Source organism: Janthinobacterium sp. UMAB-56 (assembly GCF_900095265.1).
Lineage (GTDB): Bacteria > Pseudomonadota > Gammaproteobacteria > Burkholderiales > Burkholderiaceae_D > Janthinobacterium.
The window spans coordinates 72,706-91,101 of the sequence record NZ_LT607654.1 but is presented as its reverse complement, the minus strand read 5'-3'; the positions used below and the strand labels follow the sequence as shown (position 1 = coordinate 91,101).

The following is an 18,396-nucleotide window of genomic DNA, read 5'->3' as shown; positions in this document are numbered from 1 at the left end:
TCTGAATCGCCGCTATTTCAATAAGTACTGCTGCATCTCTTTCTTAAAGAGACCGCAAATTTACCACTCCAAGCGCAGGAACTTGGCAACGACTTCGTTCGGCCGGTAGTGGCCGGCTGCGGCAATGAGCATAACGAATTAGTGAGCGAGAAAAGTCACGCATTGTCACGTCAACATGATTGGCCGCCTCTGGCTGACAGCGGCCATGCGCGTAGCGAATTGCCCGGCGACAAAAGTCACGACGCATCGCGCTCGCGGCAGCTCAGGGACGCATAGTGCGCCTTGGGCACCTTGTTCTTGATCGCCACTTCGCGCAGTGCATGTGCAAAATCAATATGATCGGTCAGGGTGCAGCGGCTGGCGCGGGCGAGCTGTTGCAGATTCTTGGTGCTGCCATGGACTTTCAGCGTGATCCCGACGCCGGGGCTGACGCAGCAGCCTATGTATTTGTCGATGTATTCTTCTTCGATCATCACCAGTTCGTGGCCCATGAAGGGCACTGGCTTGTCCAGCAGGTAGTAGTCGGTATAGTCGGCACGCTGGCGGGGCGTCTTGCTGACCAGGCCCGCGTGCTGGTAAGCGCGGATAGCCTGGCCGGACGTGCCCGTGCGCTCGGTCGTGCCCTTTTTGAGCTGCATGGCATGCAGCAAGCCGCTTTCGAGTGACTGGGTATCGACGGCGAGCGCCATGGCGGAGCAAACGGCAAGCAGGGTGAAGGCGAGGGTGCGTTTCATTTCGGCTCCATTGCCAGCATCCGTTGGATTACCGGCAAGATCATCCGCCATGCATGCGACGTGGCCGCGATCTCGTCGTAATGGCTGGCGCCGGGCAAGATCAGCACTTCCGCATGGTCGCCAGCCAGCTTGGCCCTGGCAGCATAGTCGTGCGCGACTCTGGGCGGCGAGATGGTGTCGAGCTCGCCCGTCACCAGCACGGTGCGGCTGCCGTTGGGCATCAGGTCGGCTGCGTTGGTGTCGCTGTAGATGTCGGGACGCTCTATGCTGGCGCTGCCTGCCAGTTGCGCGATAGTGCGTTCGCAGCTGGTCTTGATCAAGTTTTGCTCGTGGCGCAGGTCGGCCAGACCGCCCAGGCTGAGGATGTTTTTCACTGGCAGATACTGTTCGCGGTACAGGGGGCTGGTCTTCGGCAGTTTTTCCCGGCCTGCGATCCATTGCACCAGCTGGCCACCGGCCGAATGGCCCATGGCGACGATGCGGCCGGTATCGAGTTGGTATTGGTCTGCGTGCCGCTGCAGGCTGTCGAGCGCCGCGTGCATGTCTTCGTAGGTGCCGGGATAGCCGCCGCCAGGCTCGTCGACCCGCCGGTACTCGATATTCCACACTGCAATGCCTTGCGCAAGGAGGGCGCCGGCCACGTTGCGCATCTGATCGATGCCGCCGAAGGCCACCGTCCAGCAGCCGCCATGCACCAGCACGACGACGGGGAACGGTCCCGTGCCTTCGGGACGGAACAGCTGCGCGTATTGCGACGGCGCGGGGCCATACGCGAACTGCGCCGTGGGCGGGGGGCCGTTCAGGGCCAGGTAGTCGTCCAGGCTCATGGGGGCGGCGACGGCGCCGTGTACGGAGGCGAGCAGGGCGGTGGCGATCAGTGAGGCTGGCAGGGAGATAGGCATGCTTGGATACGCTTGAGTGGAGAGCAACACTTTAGCATAGGGCCGCGCTGCAGCAGAGATCAAGCAGTGCGCTGTTTTCCTCCTGCAAGAGGGGTGCCCCATGGTATATTCCGGGCATCAGTTTTCCCCATATCGACACGGTGCACGCAAACAACATTCTTTCCTTGCTGGACGCCGAGCATAGTGCGCTGGGCAGCATCGCGGCGGGAGCCGGCCTGGCCCATGCACTGGAACACTTGTTGCTGGCGCTGCAAGACTTGGCCGAGGGCGGCGCGCATGCCTGCATCGTGCTCATCGACGAGGCCGACCACGTTTGCGGTTTGTCCGCCCCCAGCCTGCCGCAAGACCTGTGCCTGGCCTTGCGCCATGGCGGCGATCAGCCTTCCCCGTTCGGCACGGCAGCCTTTTCCGGCGCACCTGTGTATTGCGGTGACATCACGCGCGACGTGCACTGGAGCGCGGGCCGCAAGGAAGCCATGCTGCATGGCTACCGGGCCTGCTGGGTGGCGCCCGTGTTTGGCGCCAAGGGGCATATCCTGGGCGTGCTGGGCCTGTTCTTCCCGGCGCCATGCCATCCCACGCAACCCGAGATCGAACTGCTGGCGCTGGCTGCGCGCGTGGCCGCGCATGTCATCGAGCGGGGCCAGCTGGAACAGGCGCTGCACGACAGCCGTGAACACTTCCATTACGCCATCGAACTCAATACGCAAGTGCTGTGGACGGCGGATGTCGACGGCAAGCTCGATTATGTGGCGCAGCGCTGGCGCGAATGGACGGGCTGCAGCGGCCTCGGTAGCAGCTGGCTGGACGCCATCCACCCCGAGGACCTGCCGCGTGCAATGGCGGCGTGGAGCGAGTCGCTGGGCAGCGGCCAGCCCCTGGACCAGGAAATGCGCGTGCGCCGGCAGGATGGCCAGTACCGCTGGGTGCATGCACGTGCATATTGCCGGCAGGACGAACGCGGCCAGCCCGTGAAATGGTATGGCTCGTGCGAGGATATCGACGAGCACTGGCAGGCGCGCAATGCCTTGCTTGACAGCGAGGCGCAGTTCCGTTCGCTCGCCTCGACCATGCCCAACCAGGCCTGGCTGGCGCATGGCAGCGGTGCCACTTACTGGGTCAATGAACAGGTCTGCGCCTACACGGGGCTATCGATGAAATCCCTCGTGTCGAGCGGCTTTCGCCAATGCATGCATCCGGACGACGTGCAGGCCACGCAGAAAAGCTGGGAGCGGGCCGTCGCCACCGCCAGCGCCTATGACTGCGAGTTCCGCATGCGCCGCGCCAGCGATGGCGCCTACCGCTGGTTCCTGGCGCGCGCCTTGCCCCTGTTCGACGAGACGGGCAAGGTGCTGCGCTGGGTGGGCACGAATACGGATGTGCAGGAACAGAAGAACGTGCTGGAAAAGATGGCCTACCTGAATTCCTCGCTGGAAGTGGAAATGGCCAACCGCACGGCCGACCGCGACCGCATGTGGCGGCTGTCGACCGACATCATGCTGGTGGCGGACCTGGCGGGCATGATCATCGCCGTCAATCCCGCCTGGAGCCAGATCCTCGAGCGCCCGGAAGTCGAATCGCTGGGCATGGATTTCATCAGCCTCGTGCATCCAGACGACCGCATGGCAGCACTGCAAGACCTGTCGCGCCTGGCCCACGGCGCGCCTACCTTGCGCATGGAAAACCGTTACCGGCGCCGCGATGGCGGCTATCGCTGGATTTCCTGGACGGCCGTGCCGGCGCAAAAGCTGATCCACGCCATCGGCCGCGACGTCACCGATGAAAAAGAGGCGCGGCTGGCGCTGCTGCGCAGCGAGCAAGCTTTATTGCAGGCGCAAAAGCTGGAATCGATCGGCAAGCTGACGGGCGGCGTGGCCCACGATTTCAATAATGTCCTGCAAATTATCTCGGGCAATTTGCAGTTGCTGAAACTGACGGTGGCCGACAATCCACAGGCAGCCAGGCGCCTCGCTTCAGCGGCCTCGGCCGTCGAGCGGGGCGCCAAGCTGTCCTCGCAACTGCTGGCCTTTGCGCGGCGTCAACCGTTGAAACCGCTGGTAACGGACCTGGGCCGCTTGCTGCGCCGTATGCATGAGCTGATCCGCCGCGCCCTGGGCGAAGCTATTTCCGAGGAAACCTTCATCAGTGAGGGCTTGTGGCATACCCTGGTCGACCCGAACCAGATGGAAAACGTGCTGCTGAACATGGCCATCAACGCGCGCGACGCGATGGACAAGGGCGGGCGCCTGACCTTTACCTTGAGCAATGTCACGCTCGATGCCGCCTATGCCAGCCGGCATGCCGATGTGCTGGAGGGGCAATACGTGCTGCTGACCATCACGGACACGGGCCATGGCATGGAGCGCGAGGTGATCGACCAGATTTTCGAACCGTTCTTCACCACCAAGCGCGAAGGCGAGGGCACGGGACTCGGCCTGTCCATGGCTTACGGTTTTATCCGCCAGAGCGCTGGCCACATCAAGGTGCACAGCGCGCCCGGCGCCGGCACGACTTTCAAGATATATCTGCCGCGCTCGCTGGAAAAGCTGGCTGAGCCGCCACCGGGCCTGTCCGGCCCCGTGCTGGGCGGCGGCGAGACCATCCTCGTGGTGGAAGACGATGCGCCCGTGCAGCACACCGTGGTCGACATGCTGCGCGGCCTCGGTTACGACGTGTTGCATGCGGACGACGGCGCCTCGGCGCTGTCCTTGCTGGGCACGGGCGTCGCCATCGACCTGTTGTTTACGGACGTGGTCATGCCGGGCCCCGTCAGCAGCAAGGAACTGGCGCAGCAGGCCAGATTGCTGTTACCGGACCTGGCCGTATTGTTTACCTCGGGCTATACGCACAACGCCATCATGCAGGGCGGGCGGCTGGACCCTGGCGTGGAACTGTTGAGTAAGCCCTACCAGCGCGAAGACCTGGCGCGGCGCATCCGCCACTTGCTGGCCGACCGCCGCCTGGTGGGCGCGCCCGACCCGTCCGGGCGGCGCATCCTGCTGGTGGAAGACAATGACGATGCGCGCGAAATGACGACCGAGATGCTCAATATGCTGGGGCACACCGTGCACGGCGTGGCCAGCGCCGAGGAAGCCTTGCCCCTGCTGGCCTTGCCGGGTCTGGACGTGCTGGTGACGGACATCAGCCTGCCCACGATGTCAGGCCTGGAACTGGCGCGCCATGCGCGCGTGCACTGGCCACAGCTGGACGTGGTGTTTGCTTCCGGGCACGATTGGGGCGCCAGCCTGATGCAGGATGCCAGCGCGCGCTTCTTGCGCAAACCATTTGGCCTGGAAGAGCTGGCCGGCGCACTGAAGGCGCGCCGGCTCGACGTTTACTAGCTCATTCAGGCTGGCGGCAGCAAGGCTTGCTGCAGTTGCTCGATAGTAAATGGCTTCACCAGGAAGCGCGCCTGCGGGTCCAGCACGCCGGAATTGGCTGGCGCATGGCCCGTGGAAAACACCACTTCCAGCTGCGGATAGTCGCGCGCCACCAGCTCGGCCAGCTCGGCGCCCGACATCTGCGGCAGGCTGATATCGGTCAGCAACAGCTCCAGTCCCGGCGTGTCCAGCAGCGACAAGGCTTCCTCGGCCGTGCCCACGGCCTGCACCGTGTGTCCCAGCATGGCCAGCAGTTCGCCGGTCATGGCGCGCGCGTCCGCATTGTCTTCCACCAGCAGGATATGACGTAGACCCGATCGCCCCCCAGGCAGCGCAGGCGCGCAAGATTGCGGCGCCAGTTGCGCGCGGTACTGGTGCAGGGCCGTCACGTGGCGACCGTTGGCCAGCAGGTGGCGGATGCGCCGCGCCAGGTCTTCGCGCCGGTAGGGCTTGCTCAACAGCTCGACGCCCGGTTCCAAGCGGCCGCCCTGCATGATGGCGTCTTGCGTGTAGCCCGAGGTAAACAGCACGGCCAGCTGGGGCAGCAGCAATCTGGCCTGGCGCGCCAGTGCCGTGCTGGCCACCTTGCCCGGCATCACCACATCCGTAAACAGTAAATCGATGGGGACGCCGCTGCCGATGATGGCCAGCGCGCTTTCGCCATCGCTGGCGCGCAACACGACGTAGCCGAGGCCGCGCAGCATATCGACCACCGTCGTCTGCACCTGCACGTCGTCTTCCACGACGAGGATGGTTTCCTGGCCGCCCAGCACCGGGCCGCTCAGCCGCAGCGGCAATTCCGTTTCCGCTTCGAGCGAGCGCGGCAGGTAGATGCGGAAGGTGCTGCCTTGGCCGGGCAGGCTGTCCACTGTCAGGTGGCCGCCGCTCTGGCGCAGGAAGCCGTACGCCATGGACAGGCCCAGTCCCGTGCCTTCGCCTTCGCGCTTGGTGGTGAAGAAGGGTTCGAAAATCTTGTCCAGCAAGTCGGCGGGAATGCCCGTGCCCGTGTCCGAGACGGCCAACTGCACGTAGTCGCCGGGCGCCACATCCGCATGGCGCGCCGCGTAGTCGCTGCCCAGTACGCTGTTGCTCAGTTCGATGGTCAGCTGGCCCTGGCCATCCATGGCATCGCGCGCATTGATGGCCAGGTTGAGGATGACGTTTTCCAGCTGGTGCGGGTCGACCAGGGCGCACCAGCAGTCGTCGGCCAGCAACAGACGTGTCTCGATGGATTCGCCAGTGGCGCGCCGCAACAGCTCTTCCGTCGAACGCAGCAGCTGCGCCAGGTCCGTCACCAGCGGTTTCAACGGTTGGCGCCGCGCAAAGGCCAGCAGCTGGGCCGACAGCTTGGCGCCCCGCTCTACGGCGGCCGAGGCGCTGGCGATGCGCTTGGCGCTCAGCGGGTCGTTGTCCAGGGTCATCTGCAGCAGTTGCAGATTGCCCGAGATAATTTGCAGCACGTTATTGAAATCATGGGCCACGCCGCCCGTCAGTTTGCCCAGCGCTTCCAGCTTTTGCGATTGCAGCAGGGCCATCTCGCTGTGGCGCAACGATTCCTGCATGCTGCGCAAGGTGGTTTGCGCCTCTTTTTCCAGGGTGACGTGGCGCCCGGTGGCGAAAATCAGGTCGCCTTCGGGTGCCGCCACCCACGACAGCCAGCGGTGGCCACCTTCGCGGTGTCGATAGCGGTTTTCAAAGCTGGGCAAGGATTCTTGTGTGACTTGCGCCAGCGCCTGGCGCGTGGCGGCGGCATCCTCGGGCAGCACGAAGTCGAACACGCTGCGGCCCAGCATCTCTTCGGGCAGCCAGCCCAGTATGGCGCTGGCGGCCGGGTTGACGGCGGCAAAGCAGCCTTCGGCATCGATGGCCACCATCAGGTCTTGCGCGCTGCGCCAGAGCCGTTCGCGCTCGCTGTTGCGCGCGGCCAGTTCCGCTTCCAGCTTCTTTTCCACCGTGATGTCGCGCGCGCTGCAATACACCTTGTCGCCCTCGGGCACGGCTACCCACGACAGCCAGTGCCAGCCGCCCAGCTTGTGGCGGTAGCGGTTCTCGAAGCGCAGGGCCGGCTGGCCCTGGTTGGCCGCGTCCCAGGCCGCATGGGTGCGCGGCAAGTCTTCGGGATGGATCAGTTGCAGGAATTGCGTCGTGCGGATTTCCTCTGCGGACCAGCCCAGGGTGGCTTGCCAGGCGGGGTTGGAGTGTTCGAAATAGCCGTCCATGTTAAGCACGCCCAGCAAATCGGGGCTGACGTTCCAGGTGCGGCCGAATTCGCGCGTGCGTTCGTCCACCTGCGTTTCCATGTTGGCACTGAGGGCGCGCAGGCGCGATTCCGCCTGGGCCCGCAAGATGGTCGACCAGACCCGTTCCGACACTTGCACGGCCAGTTCGATCTCGTCCGCATGCCACAGGCGCGCCGCACGGCTGTGCACGACAAACAGGGCCACCAGTTGGCCATCCTTGGCAATCGGAATGTTCAGGAAGGCGCGGATGCCCAGGCGCGCAAAGGTGGCCAGCGCGGCCGGCATGGCCGTGCGCGGGTGGCTGGTCACATCGCTGACGGCGATGGTCTGGCCGGCGGCCAGCGCTTCGGACAGGCCGGCGGCATAGTCGCCAAGAAAATATTCGCCGGCGGCGCCCGACGCCAGGCCATCGCTCCACGCATGTCGCAGGGTAGGGCATTGCAGGGTCTGCGCCATATCGAAACAGGCCACTTGCTGGACGCCCAGGCGCTGTCCCAGCAATTGCGCCGACAAGGCGAGAATCTCGCCCGTGTCGTGCAGCAGGCGCAGGCGGCGTTCCAGTTGCAGCAGAAACGCCACGCCGCTGGCGCCGGAATGGCTGCTGGTGGGGAAGCTGCTCATGCTGGCCTCAGCTGCCGGCCAGCGGCAGGGTGACGCTGAACAGGGCGCCATTGCCGGGCTGGCTTTGCAGGGTGATGGCGCCGCCATGCGCATCGACCAGCTGCTTGGTGATGTACAGGCCCAGGCCCAGGCCGCCTGTGTTGTCCTGGTGCATGACGCGCTCGAAGGCGTCGAAGATGCGTTCCTGGTCGCGCGCATTGATGCCAATGCCATGGTCGCGCACTTCGATGACGGCGCTGTTCTGGGTGTGCGCCAGGCTGATTTCCACGGGCTGGCCCTGGCCGTAGCGCACCGCATTGCTGATCAGGTTGACCACGATCTGCTCCACGCGGAAGGCGTCCCAGTAACCCTCGATGGGCTCGAAGGCCAGCACTTCCAGCACGCTGCCCGTGGCGGCCGCATACGGACCCAGGTCGTCCGCCACGCGTCGCACGAGGCTGGTAAGGTCGACAGCTTCGCGGCGGATCGACAGCTTGCCGCTGGTGATGCGCGACACGTCGAGCATGTCGTCGATCAGGCGCACCATGCTGCGAATTTGCCGCCCGTCGCGCGCCACCATCTTGCCCAGCTTTTCCGGTTCGAAGGCGGCCAGATTGCCACGCTCGAGGTTGACGGTGCGCATCTGCGTTTCCAGAAACAGCGTGTTTAACGGTGTGCGCAGTTCATGCGCCACCAGTGACATGAATTCGTCGCGCAGGCGCAGCGAGCGCTGTAGTTCCGCCTGGGTGGCGCGTAATTGCTTCAGCAGCGCTTCCTGCTGCTGGCGGCTGTGTTCGAGTGCATGCACCTGGCGCCGCGTTTCGCTGCGCTGCTGGTGCAGGGCGACGAAGACGTTGACCTTGCTTTGCACGGCATTGATGTCGAGTGGCTTGTGCAGGAAGTCGACGGCGCCGCTTTCATAGCCCTGGAAGGCGAAATTCATTTCCTTGCCGGCCGCGGTGACGAAGACGATGGGAATATGGCGCGTCTTTTCCGTGCCGCGCATCAATTGCGCCAATTCAAAACCATCCATCTCCGGCATTTGCACGTCGAGGATGGCCAGCGCGAAATCGTGTTCCAGCAGCAAGGCCAGCGCTTCTTCGCCGGACGACGCCTGATACACGCTGCGGTCGCTCTCGCGGATCAGCGCATTGAGCGCGCGCAAGTTTTCCGGCAAGTCGTCAACGATCAGCAGTTTGGTGCTTGTTTCATTCATCATGTTTCATTCCTGGCATGGCTTTGCCGTCCAGCGTAGAGGGACGCGGCGTGCGAGGGCGCACGCTTGCGGTAGAGTTTTTCGGGGCCGGGCAATGGCTCGAAGTCAGCGGCAAAGCGGCTGAAATGCGTGCTCTCCTTGCTGCCCAGTCCCAGGAAACCCCGGTGGCACAGCGAGTCGTGGAACAGGCCAAGGGCCCGCTCTTGCAAGGCTTTATTGAAGTAAATCAGCACGTTACGGCAGAAAATCAGTTGCGTTTCTATAAAAACGCTGTCCGTGGACAGGCTATGATCGGCAAAGTTGATACTGTCGAGCAGGCGCTGCTGGAAACGCACAGTGGCATGTTCGACCGTGTAGTAGTCGGCCAGTTGGCCCAGCCCGCCTGCGGCCAGGTAGTTGGCGCCATAGTCATCGAGCCGGTGCAGCGGGTACACGCCGCGCGCGGCCGTGGCCAGCGCTTGTGGATTGATGTCCGTGGCGTAAATCGTGCTGCGCTCCAGCAAGCCTTCCTCGTGCAGCACGATGGCCAGCGACAGCGCTTCCTCTCCCGTGCAGCAACCGGCCACCCAGATCGTCGGCGACGGGTAGGTTTTCAGCACGGGCACAACCTGTTCGCGCACGGCGCGGAAAAATGCCGGGTCGCGGAACATTTGCGTGACCGGCACGGTCAAAATCTGCAATAGCGTGCCAAAGGCGACCGCGTCGTCCAGCACCAGTTCTTGCAAGGCGGGCAAGTCGGGGCAATGGAAGCGCTCGAGCGCCTGATTCACGCGGCGCCGCTGCGAGGGCAGGGAATAGTCGCGAAAATCATAGCTGTAGCGCTGACAGATCGCCTCCATCAGTGCCTGCAGTTGCGCGTCCGTGTAGCGCGTTGGCATCTTAAGCTAGCCTCACGTTGTGTTTCATTACATGCGTTCCATCTTCGGCATCCATACGCGCAGCAGCGAATACAGCCGGTCCAGGTCGATCGGCTTGGCCAGGTAGTCGGAGGCGCCCGCCTGCAGGCATTCTTCCTGGTCATTCTTCATGGCCTTGGCGGTAATGGCAATGATGGGCAGCTTGTTGTAGCGGCCATCGGCGCGTATCAAGCGCGTCGCTTCCAGGCCGTCCATGCCCGGCATCATGACATCCATCAACACCAGGTCGATATCGTCTACGCTATTGAGCTTGCTGATGGCTTCGAAGCCGTTGCGGCCGATTTCCACCACCACGCCTTTCTGTTCCAGCGCATTCGTAAGGGCAAAGATATTGCGCACATCGTCGTCCACCAGCAAGATCTTGCGCCCCTCAAACACGCGCTCGCGGCTGCGCACCTGCTGCAGCATGCCCTGGCGCTCGCTCGACAGTTCCGACTCCACCTTGTGCAGGAAGAGAGTGACTTCGTCGAGCAGGCGCTCGGGCGAGCGGGCGCCCTTGATGATGATGGAGCGCGAATACTTCATCAGGTCCGTCTCTTCCTCGCGGCTCAGGTTGCGGCCCGTGTAGACGATGACTGGCGGGAACGAACACAGTTCTTCATGTTCCATGCGTTCGAGCAATTCGTTGCCCTGGATATCGGGCAGCTTCAGATCGATGATCATGCAGTCGAAAATCTGCGTTTTCAGCAACTCCAGCGCTTGCTCGCCCAGCGCCACGGCCGTGATTTCCACGTCGTCGTCGCTGATCAGGTGCACCACGCTTTCGCGCTGGCGTTCGTCATCCTCGACCAGCAGGATGCGCTTCATCTTTTGCGTGAACTTCGATTCGAGCTTGCGAAACACTTCCTTCAATTGTTCGCGCGTGCGCGGCTTGGTGGCGTAGCCGATGGCGCCCAGCTGCATGGCTTCCTGGATCTGGTCGTTGCCGGAAACGATGTGCACCGGAATGTGGCGCGTCAGCGGCTTTTCCTTAAGCTGTTGCAAGACCAGCAAGCCCGGGCGATCCGGCAAGCCCATGTCGAGCAGGATGGCGTCGGGCAGGAACTCTTCCGCCAGGCGCAAGCCTTCGTCTGCGCCATGCGCCACCAGGCAGCGGTACTGCATTTCATGCGCCAGGTCGAACAGGATGCCGGCAAACGCTGGCTCATCCTCGATCACCAGCACGGAACGCTGGCCCGTCTTGATGGCGGGCACGCTATCGCGGTCATCCTGGAAGGTGGGCAGCGGCACGGGCTTGGGGGCGGGCGCCGCCTTGGGCGCGGCAGCTGCTGCCGGTGCTTGCGGCGCTGCGGCCGCTACTGTCGTCGCCTCCACGACGCGTTCCGGCATGACGGCCGGCAGCACCAGGGTGAATGTGCTGCCCTGGCCTGGCGTGCTGGCCAGCTCGATGCTGCCACCCAGCAAGGCGGCCAGGTCGCGCGAAATCGACAGGCCCAGGCCCGTGCCGCCATAGCGGCGGCTGGTGGTGCCGTCGGCCTGATGGAAGGCGTCGAAAATCTTGTGCTGCTGGTCGTCGGCGATGCCGATGCCGGTGTCCTGCACCTGGAAGCGCACCTGGCCGGCCGCATCGCTGCTCACGTGCAGGGCCACCGTGCCCGCATCGGTAAACTTGATGGCGTTCGATAGCAGATTCTTCAGGATTTGCTCGAGGCGCTGGCGGTCGCTGACCAGCGAAGGCGGCGCTTCCGGCGCCACGCTGACGGTCAACGCCAGTTTCTTTTGCTGCGCCTGGGCACCAAACAGCATCTTCATGCTGCTGAGCAGCTCGTCGAAAGGCACGGCTTCCGGCGTCAATTCCAGCTTGCCCGCCTCGACCTTGGAAATGTCGAGGATGTCGTTGATGAGGGTCAATAAATCGTTGCCCGCCGAATAAATGGTTTGCGCAAACGTCACTTGCTCGGGCGTCAAGTTGCCGCCGGTGTTGTCCGACAGCAGCTTGGAGAGGATGAGCGAGCTGTTCAGCGGCGTGCGCAGCTCATGCGACATGTTCGCCAGAAATTCGGATTTGTAGCGGCTGGCCCGCTGCAGCTCTTCGGCGCGCGCTTCGAGCTGGGCGTGCGCCAGGCCGATCGCTACGTTTTTCTGGTCCAGCGACAGCGCCTGCACGGCCAGCTGTTCGTTTGACTGCTCCAGCGCCGCCTTCTGCTCTTCGAGGTGGGCTTGCGACTGTTCCAGCACGCGCGACTGCTCGCCCAGCTCTTCGTTGGCCGTGCGCAGCTCTTCCTGCTGCACTTCGAGTTCCTCGTTCAGTTGCTGGGTTTCTTCGAGCACGTTTTGCAGGCGCTGGCGATACAGGGCCGCTTCCAGCGACGTGCCGACGTTGGCGGCAATCAGGTTCAGCCACTCCTTGGCGCGGGCGCTGACGGGGTGCGTAAAGCCCAGTTCGATGACGCCGTTGACGACGCCTTCATTGTTGACGGGTATCAAGACCAGTTCCAGCGGCGCGCCGCGGCCCAGGCTCGAGGTCACGGTCAGGTAGTCCTCGGGCACTTGCTGGATGTGCTTGAGGCGTTTTTCGCGCGCCGTTTCGCCTACCAGGCCTTCGCCCAGCTTGAACACTTGCTTTTCCTTCACGCCCTGTTCATTGAAGCCATACACGGCCGTGCGGCGCAGGCTGCCATCGTCGTCGATGACGTACAGCGTGGCGACGGCCACTTCCAGCCGGTGCGCCAGGAAGTCCAGCACATGCCGTCCCAGTTGCGGCAGGCCCAGTTGGCCGCTGGTGTGGGCCGCCAGTTCCGTCTGCCCGGTGCGCAGCCACGCCTGTTCCTGCAGCACGTCATTGTCTTTGCCGCGTTGTTCCAGCGCATCGTTATAGATATCGGACAGGCGCAGCAGTTCGCGCCGTCCCAGATAGGCCAGCAAGCCGGACATGCCCAGGCTGAGGATGAGGAATACCACCACGGCCAGCACGGTGCGGCTCTCGGCCGTATCGCCCCGCTCCTGGCGCAAACGCTGCTCCATGGCCAGGAAGGTGAGAAATTCGCGGCGGATTTCGTCAAACTCCAGCTTGCCTTCGCCCTGGCGCACGCGCGCAAGGAATTCCTGGTTGCTACGGCGCAGGGCAATCACGTTTTCGGCATAATCGAGCCACTGGCTTTGCAGCGCACGGATGCGGCGCAAACGGTCGACCTGGATGGAGCTGTCGGTCACCAGGTCCAGCAGGGTGGTCATTTCCACGGCGATCTTGGCCTTGCCCGATTTATACGGTGCCAAAAAGGTTTCGTCGCCCGTCAGCAAATAGCCGCGCATGCCCGTTTCCAGGTCCACGGACAACTTCATGACTTCATTCGCATTGCCGATCACGCGTTCGGAATGCTCGACCGAGCGCAGGGCTGACAGCAGGTAGGCGATCAAGCCGACAAACACGAGGGCAGTAAGGACTCCGATGACCAGTGGCAGGGTCACGTTGCGGGCGAGGATGCGGCGAAAGCTGAAGGAATCGATCGGGGTCTTGGTATTCATTATGTCCGTGTAAGGCTGTCGCGAAATGGTCAATTTTAATTGAACTGCAAGTTTTTTGGTGCGCAAGCATAGCGTGCGCTAGCATAACAGCCTGGCAGATAATTGCCGACTCGCAAGTTAGTGCAATGCGCGCTAGCGCACAGATGATGTGGCGTGGAATGATGGCCATGCATAAAAAAACGCCGGACGGTGCCGGCGTTTTTCACTACGTTGTGCGCTACGCTGTATACATATGTCAGTCGCGGATTTCCAGTGCCCGGTTCAGGCTCAGGGCGGCCAGCGAAGCGACGGCGCCCGACAGCAGGTAGAAGCTGACATAGGCGAGGCCGAAGTTGGCTGACAAGCCCAGCGCCACCAGCGGGGCGAAGCCGGCGCCCACCAGCCAGGCCAGGTCGGACGTCAACGCCGCGCCTGTGTAGCGGAAGCGGGCAGGGAAGTTGGCCGTCACGGCACCGGCTGCTTGGCCGTAGGACAAGCCCAGCAGGCTGAAGCCGACGAGGATGAACACGTCCTGGCCCGTATTGCCGCCGCCCATCAGGGTCGGCACGAAGGCGCTGAAGATGGCGATCAGCACGGCCAGCACGCCCAGCGTGGTGCGGCGGCCCACTTTATCGGCCAGCAGGCCGGAAATCACTACGCCGACGGCGGCCAGCACGGCGCCCACCATCTGAACTTGCAGGAAGTCCGAAGCGGAACGCGTCTGGTAGACGGAAATCCAGGACAGCGGGAATACGGTGACCAGGTGGAACAGGGCGTAGCTGGCCAACGCAGCCAGGGCGCCGATCAGCACGTTGCGACCCTGGCCGCGGCCCATTTCAAACACGCTTACCGGTTGCAGTTCGCGTTCGTCGAGCAGGCGCGCATATTCGTTTGTCGACACCAGGCGCAAGCGGGCAAACAGGGCGACCACGTTGATGGCGAAAGCGACATAGAAGGGATAGCGCCAGCCCCAGTCGAGGAACTCTTCATCCGTCAGGTTGATCAACATGAAGCAGAACAGGCCGGCGGCAAGCAGGAAGCCGACGGGCGCGCCCAGCTGGCCCAGCATGGCGTACCAGCCGCGCTTGTTTGTCGGTGCGTTCAGGGCCAGCAACGATGGCAAGCCATCCCACGATCCGCCCAGGGCGACGCCCTGGCCGATGCGCAGCACCGACAGCCAGATGATGGCGGCAAAGCCCAGGTGCGAGTAGGTCGGCAGGAAGGCGATGCCGGCCGTCGACACGCCCAGCAGGAAGAGGGCGATCGTCAGTTTGGCGCTGCGTCCCATGCGGCGCTGGATTTCCATGAAGATCACGGTGCCGAACGGTCGGGCGATGAAGGCAAACGAGAAGATCAGGAAGGCATATAATGTGCCCTCCAGGCGTTCTTCAAACGGAAAGAAGACGCGCGGAAACACCAGCACCGAGGCGATGGCGTAGACAAAGAAGTCAAAGTATTCGGAAGCGCGGCCGATGATCACGCCGACGGCGATCTCACCGGGGTCGATATGCGATTCGACCGTGCCGGCGCCGCTTGCGTCGCGCAGGGAATGGGGGGAAAAGTCGGCGGGTACATCGCCGCTGTGTATGCGTGTGCTGGACATGATGATCGTCTCCAATATAGTTTCGAGTTCGGCCAACGCGTAACATACCCCGGGTGTCTCACGCCCGGAGTAGGACTATTCATCAGGTAGTCGTAGGAAAACTCCGCACGACCCCAGTGAAAATCCGAGCAAGGGGGGTGGACAAAACGTCCAATTGCCAACGCGCTCCAGTGAGAATACAGTACCATATCTTCATCCCCTGTACTGGACTTTCCTGTATGTTTTCATTAAAAGTTCGTCGCGGACTGCTTCTTTTACCTCTCGCATTGTTGGCTGGTTGCAATACGGTGGTACTGAACGCATCCGGTGACATCGCAGTTCAGCAAGGCAACCTGATTGTCATCTCGACATTGCTGATGCTGTTGATTATCGTTCCGGTAATCGCCCTGACCCTGCTGTTCGCATGGCGCTACAGAAAAAACAACACCGCGGCCAAATACGAGCCGGACTGGGACCACTCGACTCGCCTCGAGCTGATTATCTGGGGCGCGCCCCTGTTGATCATCATCGTGCTGGGCCTGCTGACCTGGATCAGCACCCACACCCTCGATCCTTATCGTCCGCTGAGCCGTATCGACGCCAACCGTCCGATTCCCGCCAGCCACAAGCCGATGATCGTTGAAGTCGTGGCGCTGGACTGGAAATGGCTGTTCATCTACCCGGAGCAAGGCATCGCTTCCGTGAATGAACTGTACGCGCCCGTCGATCGTCCGATCCGCTTCAAGATCACCGCCTCGTCCGTCATGAACTCCTTCTTCATCCCGGCACTGGCAGGTCAGATCTACGCCATGCCTGGCATGGAAACGCAGTTGAATGCCGTCATCAACAAGCCTGGTGTCTACAAGGGCTTCTCCGCGAACTACAGCGGTGCCGGTTTCTCGGGCATGCGCTTCAAGTTCCACGGTGTGAATGATGCGGACTTCGATAAATGGGTGGAATCGGCACGTGCCGGTGGCGGCGCGCTGAACCGCGACGACTACCTGTCGCTGGCCCAGCCTAGCGAACGCGACCCGGTGCGCCGCTACAGCGCCGTGCCTAGCGATCTCTACAAGGCAATCCTGAACCGCACCATCGTTTCCGACGCCCTGTGCGTGACGCCGGTCGAGCCATACAAGTTGACGATAGCAAATAGCCCGGTAGCGCTTGTCACGCCAGTAGTCGCTAGCGATGCAACACTTGAAAAGGGCATTCAAGCCAAGTAACGACTGCATGAATCCCGCAGCGCATTGCGCTGCAGATACTGGCGCCGCTTGCCTGGCGCCTCCCTTTTTTCTCTGAGAGTAACAATGCTAGACCATATTGATCTGACGAAGCTTATCTTCGGCCGTCTGACTTGGGATGCAATTCCATTTCACGAACCTATCCTGCTGGCGACCTTTGCGATGGTCGGCCTGGGCGGTATCGCACTCGTTGCGGCACTGACGTATTTCCGCGTCTGGGGTACCCTGTGGCGCGACTGGATCACCAGTATCGACCATAAAAAAATCGGTATCATGTACATGATCCTGGGCTTGGTCATGTTGCTGCGCGGCTTTGCCGACGCGCTCATGATGCGTACCCAGCAGGCGATCGCCTTTGGCGACAATGCCGGCTTCCTGCCACCGCATCACTACGACCAGATCTTCACCGCCCACGGCGTGATCATGATCTTCTTCGTCGCCATGCCTTTCGTGACGGGTCTGATGAACTACGTGGTGCCGCTGCAAATCGGCGCGCGCGACGTGGCTTTCCCTTTCCTCAATAACTTCAGCTTCTGGATGACCACCATGGGCGCTGCCCTGGTCATGGCTTCGCTGTTCGTCGGCGAATTTGCCCGCACGGGCTGGCTGGCATATCCACCGCTGTCGGGCATCGTCGGCAGTCCGGACGTGGGGGTAGACTATTACATCTGGTCCTTGCAGATTGCAGGGGTCGGGACGCTCTTGTCCGGCGTCAACCTGATCGCCACCATCGTCAAGATGCGCGCGCCAGGCATGACCTGGATGAAAATGCCCGTCTTCACCTGGACCGCACTGTGCACCAACATCCTGATCGTCGCCGCTTTCCCGGTGCTGACGGCTGTTCTGGCCATGCTGTCGCTGGACCGCATGGCAGGCTTTAACTTCTTCACGACGGAATTGGGCGGCAACGCCATGATGTACGTCAACCTGATCTGGATCTGGGGTCACCCAGAGGTTTACATCCTGATCCTGCCGCTGTTCGGCGTGTTCTCGGAAGTCGTCGCCACGTTCAGCAGCAAGCGTTTGTTCGGCTACGCCTCGATGGTGTACGCCACCTGCGTCATCATGATTCTGTCCTACCTGGTATGGCTGCATCACTTCTTCACCATGGGTTCGGGCGCCAGCGTCAATTCCTTCTTCGGCATCACGACGATGATCATTTCGATCCCGACGGGCGCGAAGATCTTCAACTGGCTGTTTACCATGTACCGCGGGCGTATCCGCTTTGAACTACCCATGCTGTGGACGATCGGCTTCATGGTCACCTTCACCATCGGCGGCATGACCGGCGTGCTGCTGGCCGTACCACCAGCCGACTTTGTGCTGCATAACAGCCTGTTCCTGATTGCCCACTTCCATAACGTGATTATCGGCGGCGTGGTCTTTGGCGTATTCGCTGCGATCAACTACTGGTACCCGAAAGCGTTCGGCTACAAGCTCGACGCGTTCTGGGGCAAGTGCTCGTTCTGGTTCTGGTTCGTCGGCTTCTACCTGGCCTTCATGCCGCTGTACGTGCTGGGCCTGATGGGCGTGACCCGTCGTGTCAACCACTTCGAAGATCCATCGCTGCAAATCTGGACCATCATCGCCTGGTTTGGCGCCGTCTCGATCGCACTGGGCATCGGCTCCATGCTGATCCAGTTCTTCGTCAGCTACCGCAACCGTCACGCCCTGCGCGACGTGACCGGTGACCCATGGGGTGGCCGTACGCTGGAATGGTCGACGTCGTCGCCGCCGCCAGACTATAATTTTGCCTTCACGCCACAAGTGCACGAACTCGATGCATGGACTGACATGAAGAAACACGGTTACCAGCGTCCGACGTCCGGTTTCACGAAGATCCACATGCCGAAGAATACCTGGGCTGGTTTCGTGATCGCCGCACTCTCCGCACTGGTCGGTTTTGGCCTGATCTGGCAAATGTGGCTCGTCGCCGGCATCGGCTTCGCGATCATGATGATTGCCATCATCGTCCATACCTTCAACTACAAGCGCGATTACTACATTCCTACGGAAGAAGTGGTCCGTACCGAAGACGCTTATACTAAATTGCTGAGCAGCCATGTCTGATACCATCGCCCATAACACCGGCGCCGCTGGCGCCGCACCAAGCACGCGCAGCTACTTTGTGCGCGAGCAC

At 62.3% G+C, this 18,396-nt stretch carries 10 protein-coding genes; 3 read left to right on the top strand and 7 right to left on the bottom strand.

What is annotated here, in order from left to right:
• Window positions 1-236: 236 nt before the first annotated feature.
• Together K0F85_RS08965 and K0F85_RS08960 are read right to left on the bottom strand one after the other, a co-directional pair.
• Window positions 237-734 carry a hypothetical protein gene (locus tag K0F85_RS08965; protein WP_219115703.1) on the bottom strand — a complete coding sequence of 166 codons (498 nt, stop codon included), beginning with the start codon at window positions 732-734 and terminating at the stop codon, window positions 237-239.
• On the bottom strand, window positions 731-1,636 hold the full coding sequence (locus K0F85_RS08960; protein WP_219115702.1) for an alpha/beta hydrolase: 906 nt from the start codon (window positions 1,634-1,636) through the stop codon (window positions 731-733). The genes K0F85_RS08965 and K0F85_RS08960 overlap by 4 nt, the downstream gene beginning before the upstream one ends.
• A 140-nt stretch (window positions 1,637-1,776) precedes the next feature.
• On the opposite strand from K0F85_RS08960, the gene K0F85_RS08955 reads away from it, so the two are divergent.
• Window positions 1,777-4,977, top strand: a complete 3,201-nt coding sequence (locus tag K0F85_RS08955; RefSeq protein ID WP_257572636.1) for a PAS domain-containing protein — start codon at window positions 1,777-1,779, stop codon at window positions 4,975-4,977.
• Window positions 4,978-4,982: 5 nt separating this feature from the next.
• Here K0F85_RS08955 and K0F85_RS08950 read toward each other — a convergent pair whose 3' ends face one another.
• The 5 genes from K0F85_RS08950 to K0F85_RS08930 all read right to left on the bottom strand — a co-directional run bounded on the left by K0F85_RS08950 (window position 4,983) and on the right by K0F85_RS08930 (window position 15,036).
• Entirely contained in the window at window positions 4,983-7,877 is a 2,895-nt protein-coding gene (locus K0F85_RS08950; RefSeq protein ID WP_219115701.1) for a response regulator, read from the bottom strand.
• A gap of 7 nt (window positions 7,878-7,884) precedes the next feature.
• Complete coding sequence (locus tag K0F85_RS08945; RefSeq protein WP_257572635.1) at window positions 7,885-9,075, bottom strand: hybrid sensor histidine kinase/response regulator; 1,191 nt, start codon at window positions 9,073-9,075, stop codon at window positions 7,885-7,887.
• Complete coding sequence (locus tag K0F85_RS08940; protein ID WP_219115700.1) at window positions 9,072-9,950, bottom strand: protein-glutamate O-methyltransferase CheR; 879 nt, start codon at window positions 9,948-9,950, stop codon at window positions 9,072-9,074. Before K0F85_RS08940 ends, K0F85_RS08945 begins: the two co-directional genes overlap by 4 nt.
• 27 nt (window positions 9,951-9,977) lie before the next feature.
• On the bottom strand, window positions 9,978-13,454 hold the full coding sequence (locus K0F85_RS08935; protein ID WP_219115699.1) for a response regulator: 3,477 nt from the start codon (window positions 13,452-13,454) through the stop codon (window positions 9,978-9,980).
• Window positions 13,455-13,689: 235 nt separating this feature from the next.
• Window positions 13,690-15,036, bottom strand: coding sequence for an MFS transporter (locus tag K0F85_RS08930; RefSeq protein ID WP_219115698.1), 1,347 nt, complete (start codon window positions 15,034-15,036; stop codon window positions 13,690-13,692).
• A 218-nt stretch (window positions 15,037-15,254) separates the two neighbouring features.
• On the opposite strand from K0F85_RS08930, the gene cyoA reads away from it, so the two are divergent.
• The gene (gene cyoA / locus K0F85_RS08925) at window positions 15,255-16,238 is read left to right on the top strand and encodes a ubiquinol oxidase subunit II (RefSeq protein WP_257572634.1); all 984 of its coding nucleotides are present in this window, start codon (window positions 15,255-15,257) and stop codon (window positions 16,236-16,238) included.
• Window positions 16,239-16,322: 84 nt separating this feature from the next.
• A complete protein-coding gene (cyoB, locus tag K0F85_RS08920; protein ID WP_219115697.1) occupies window positions 16,323-18,326 on the top strand; it encodes a cytochrome o ubiquinol oxidase subunit I in 2,004 nt (667 codons plus the stop codon).
• The last annotated feature ends 70 nt before the right edge of the window (window positions 18,327-18,396 follow it).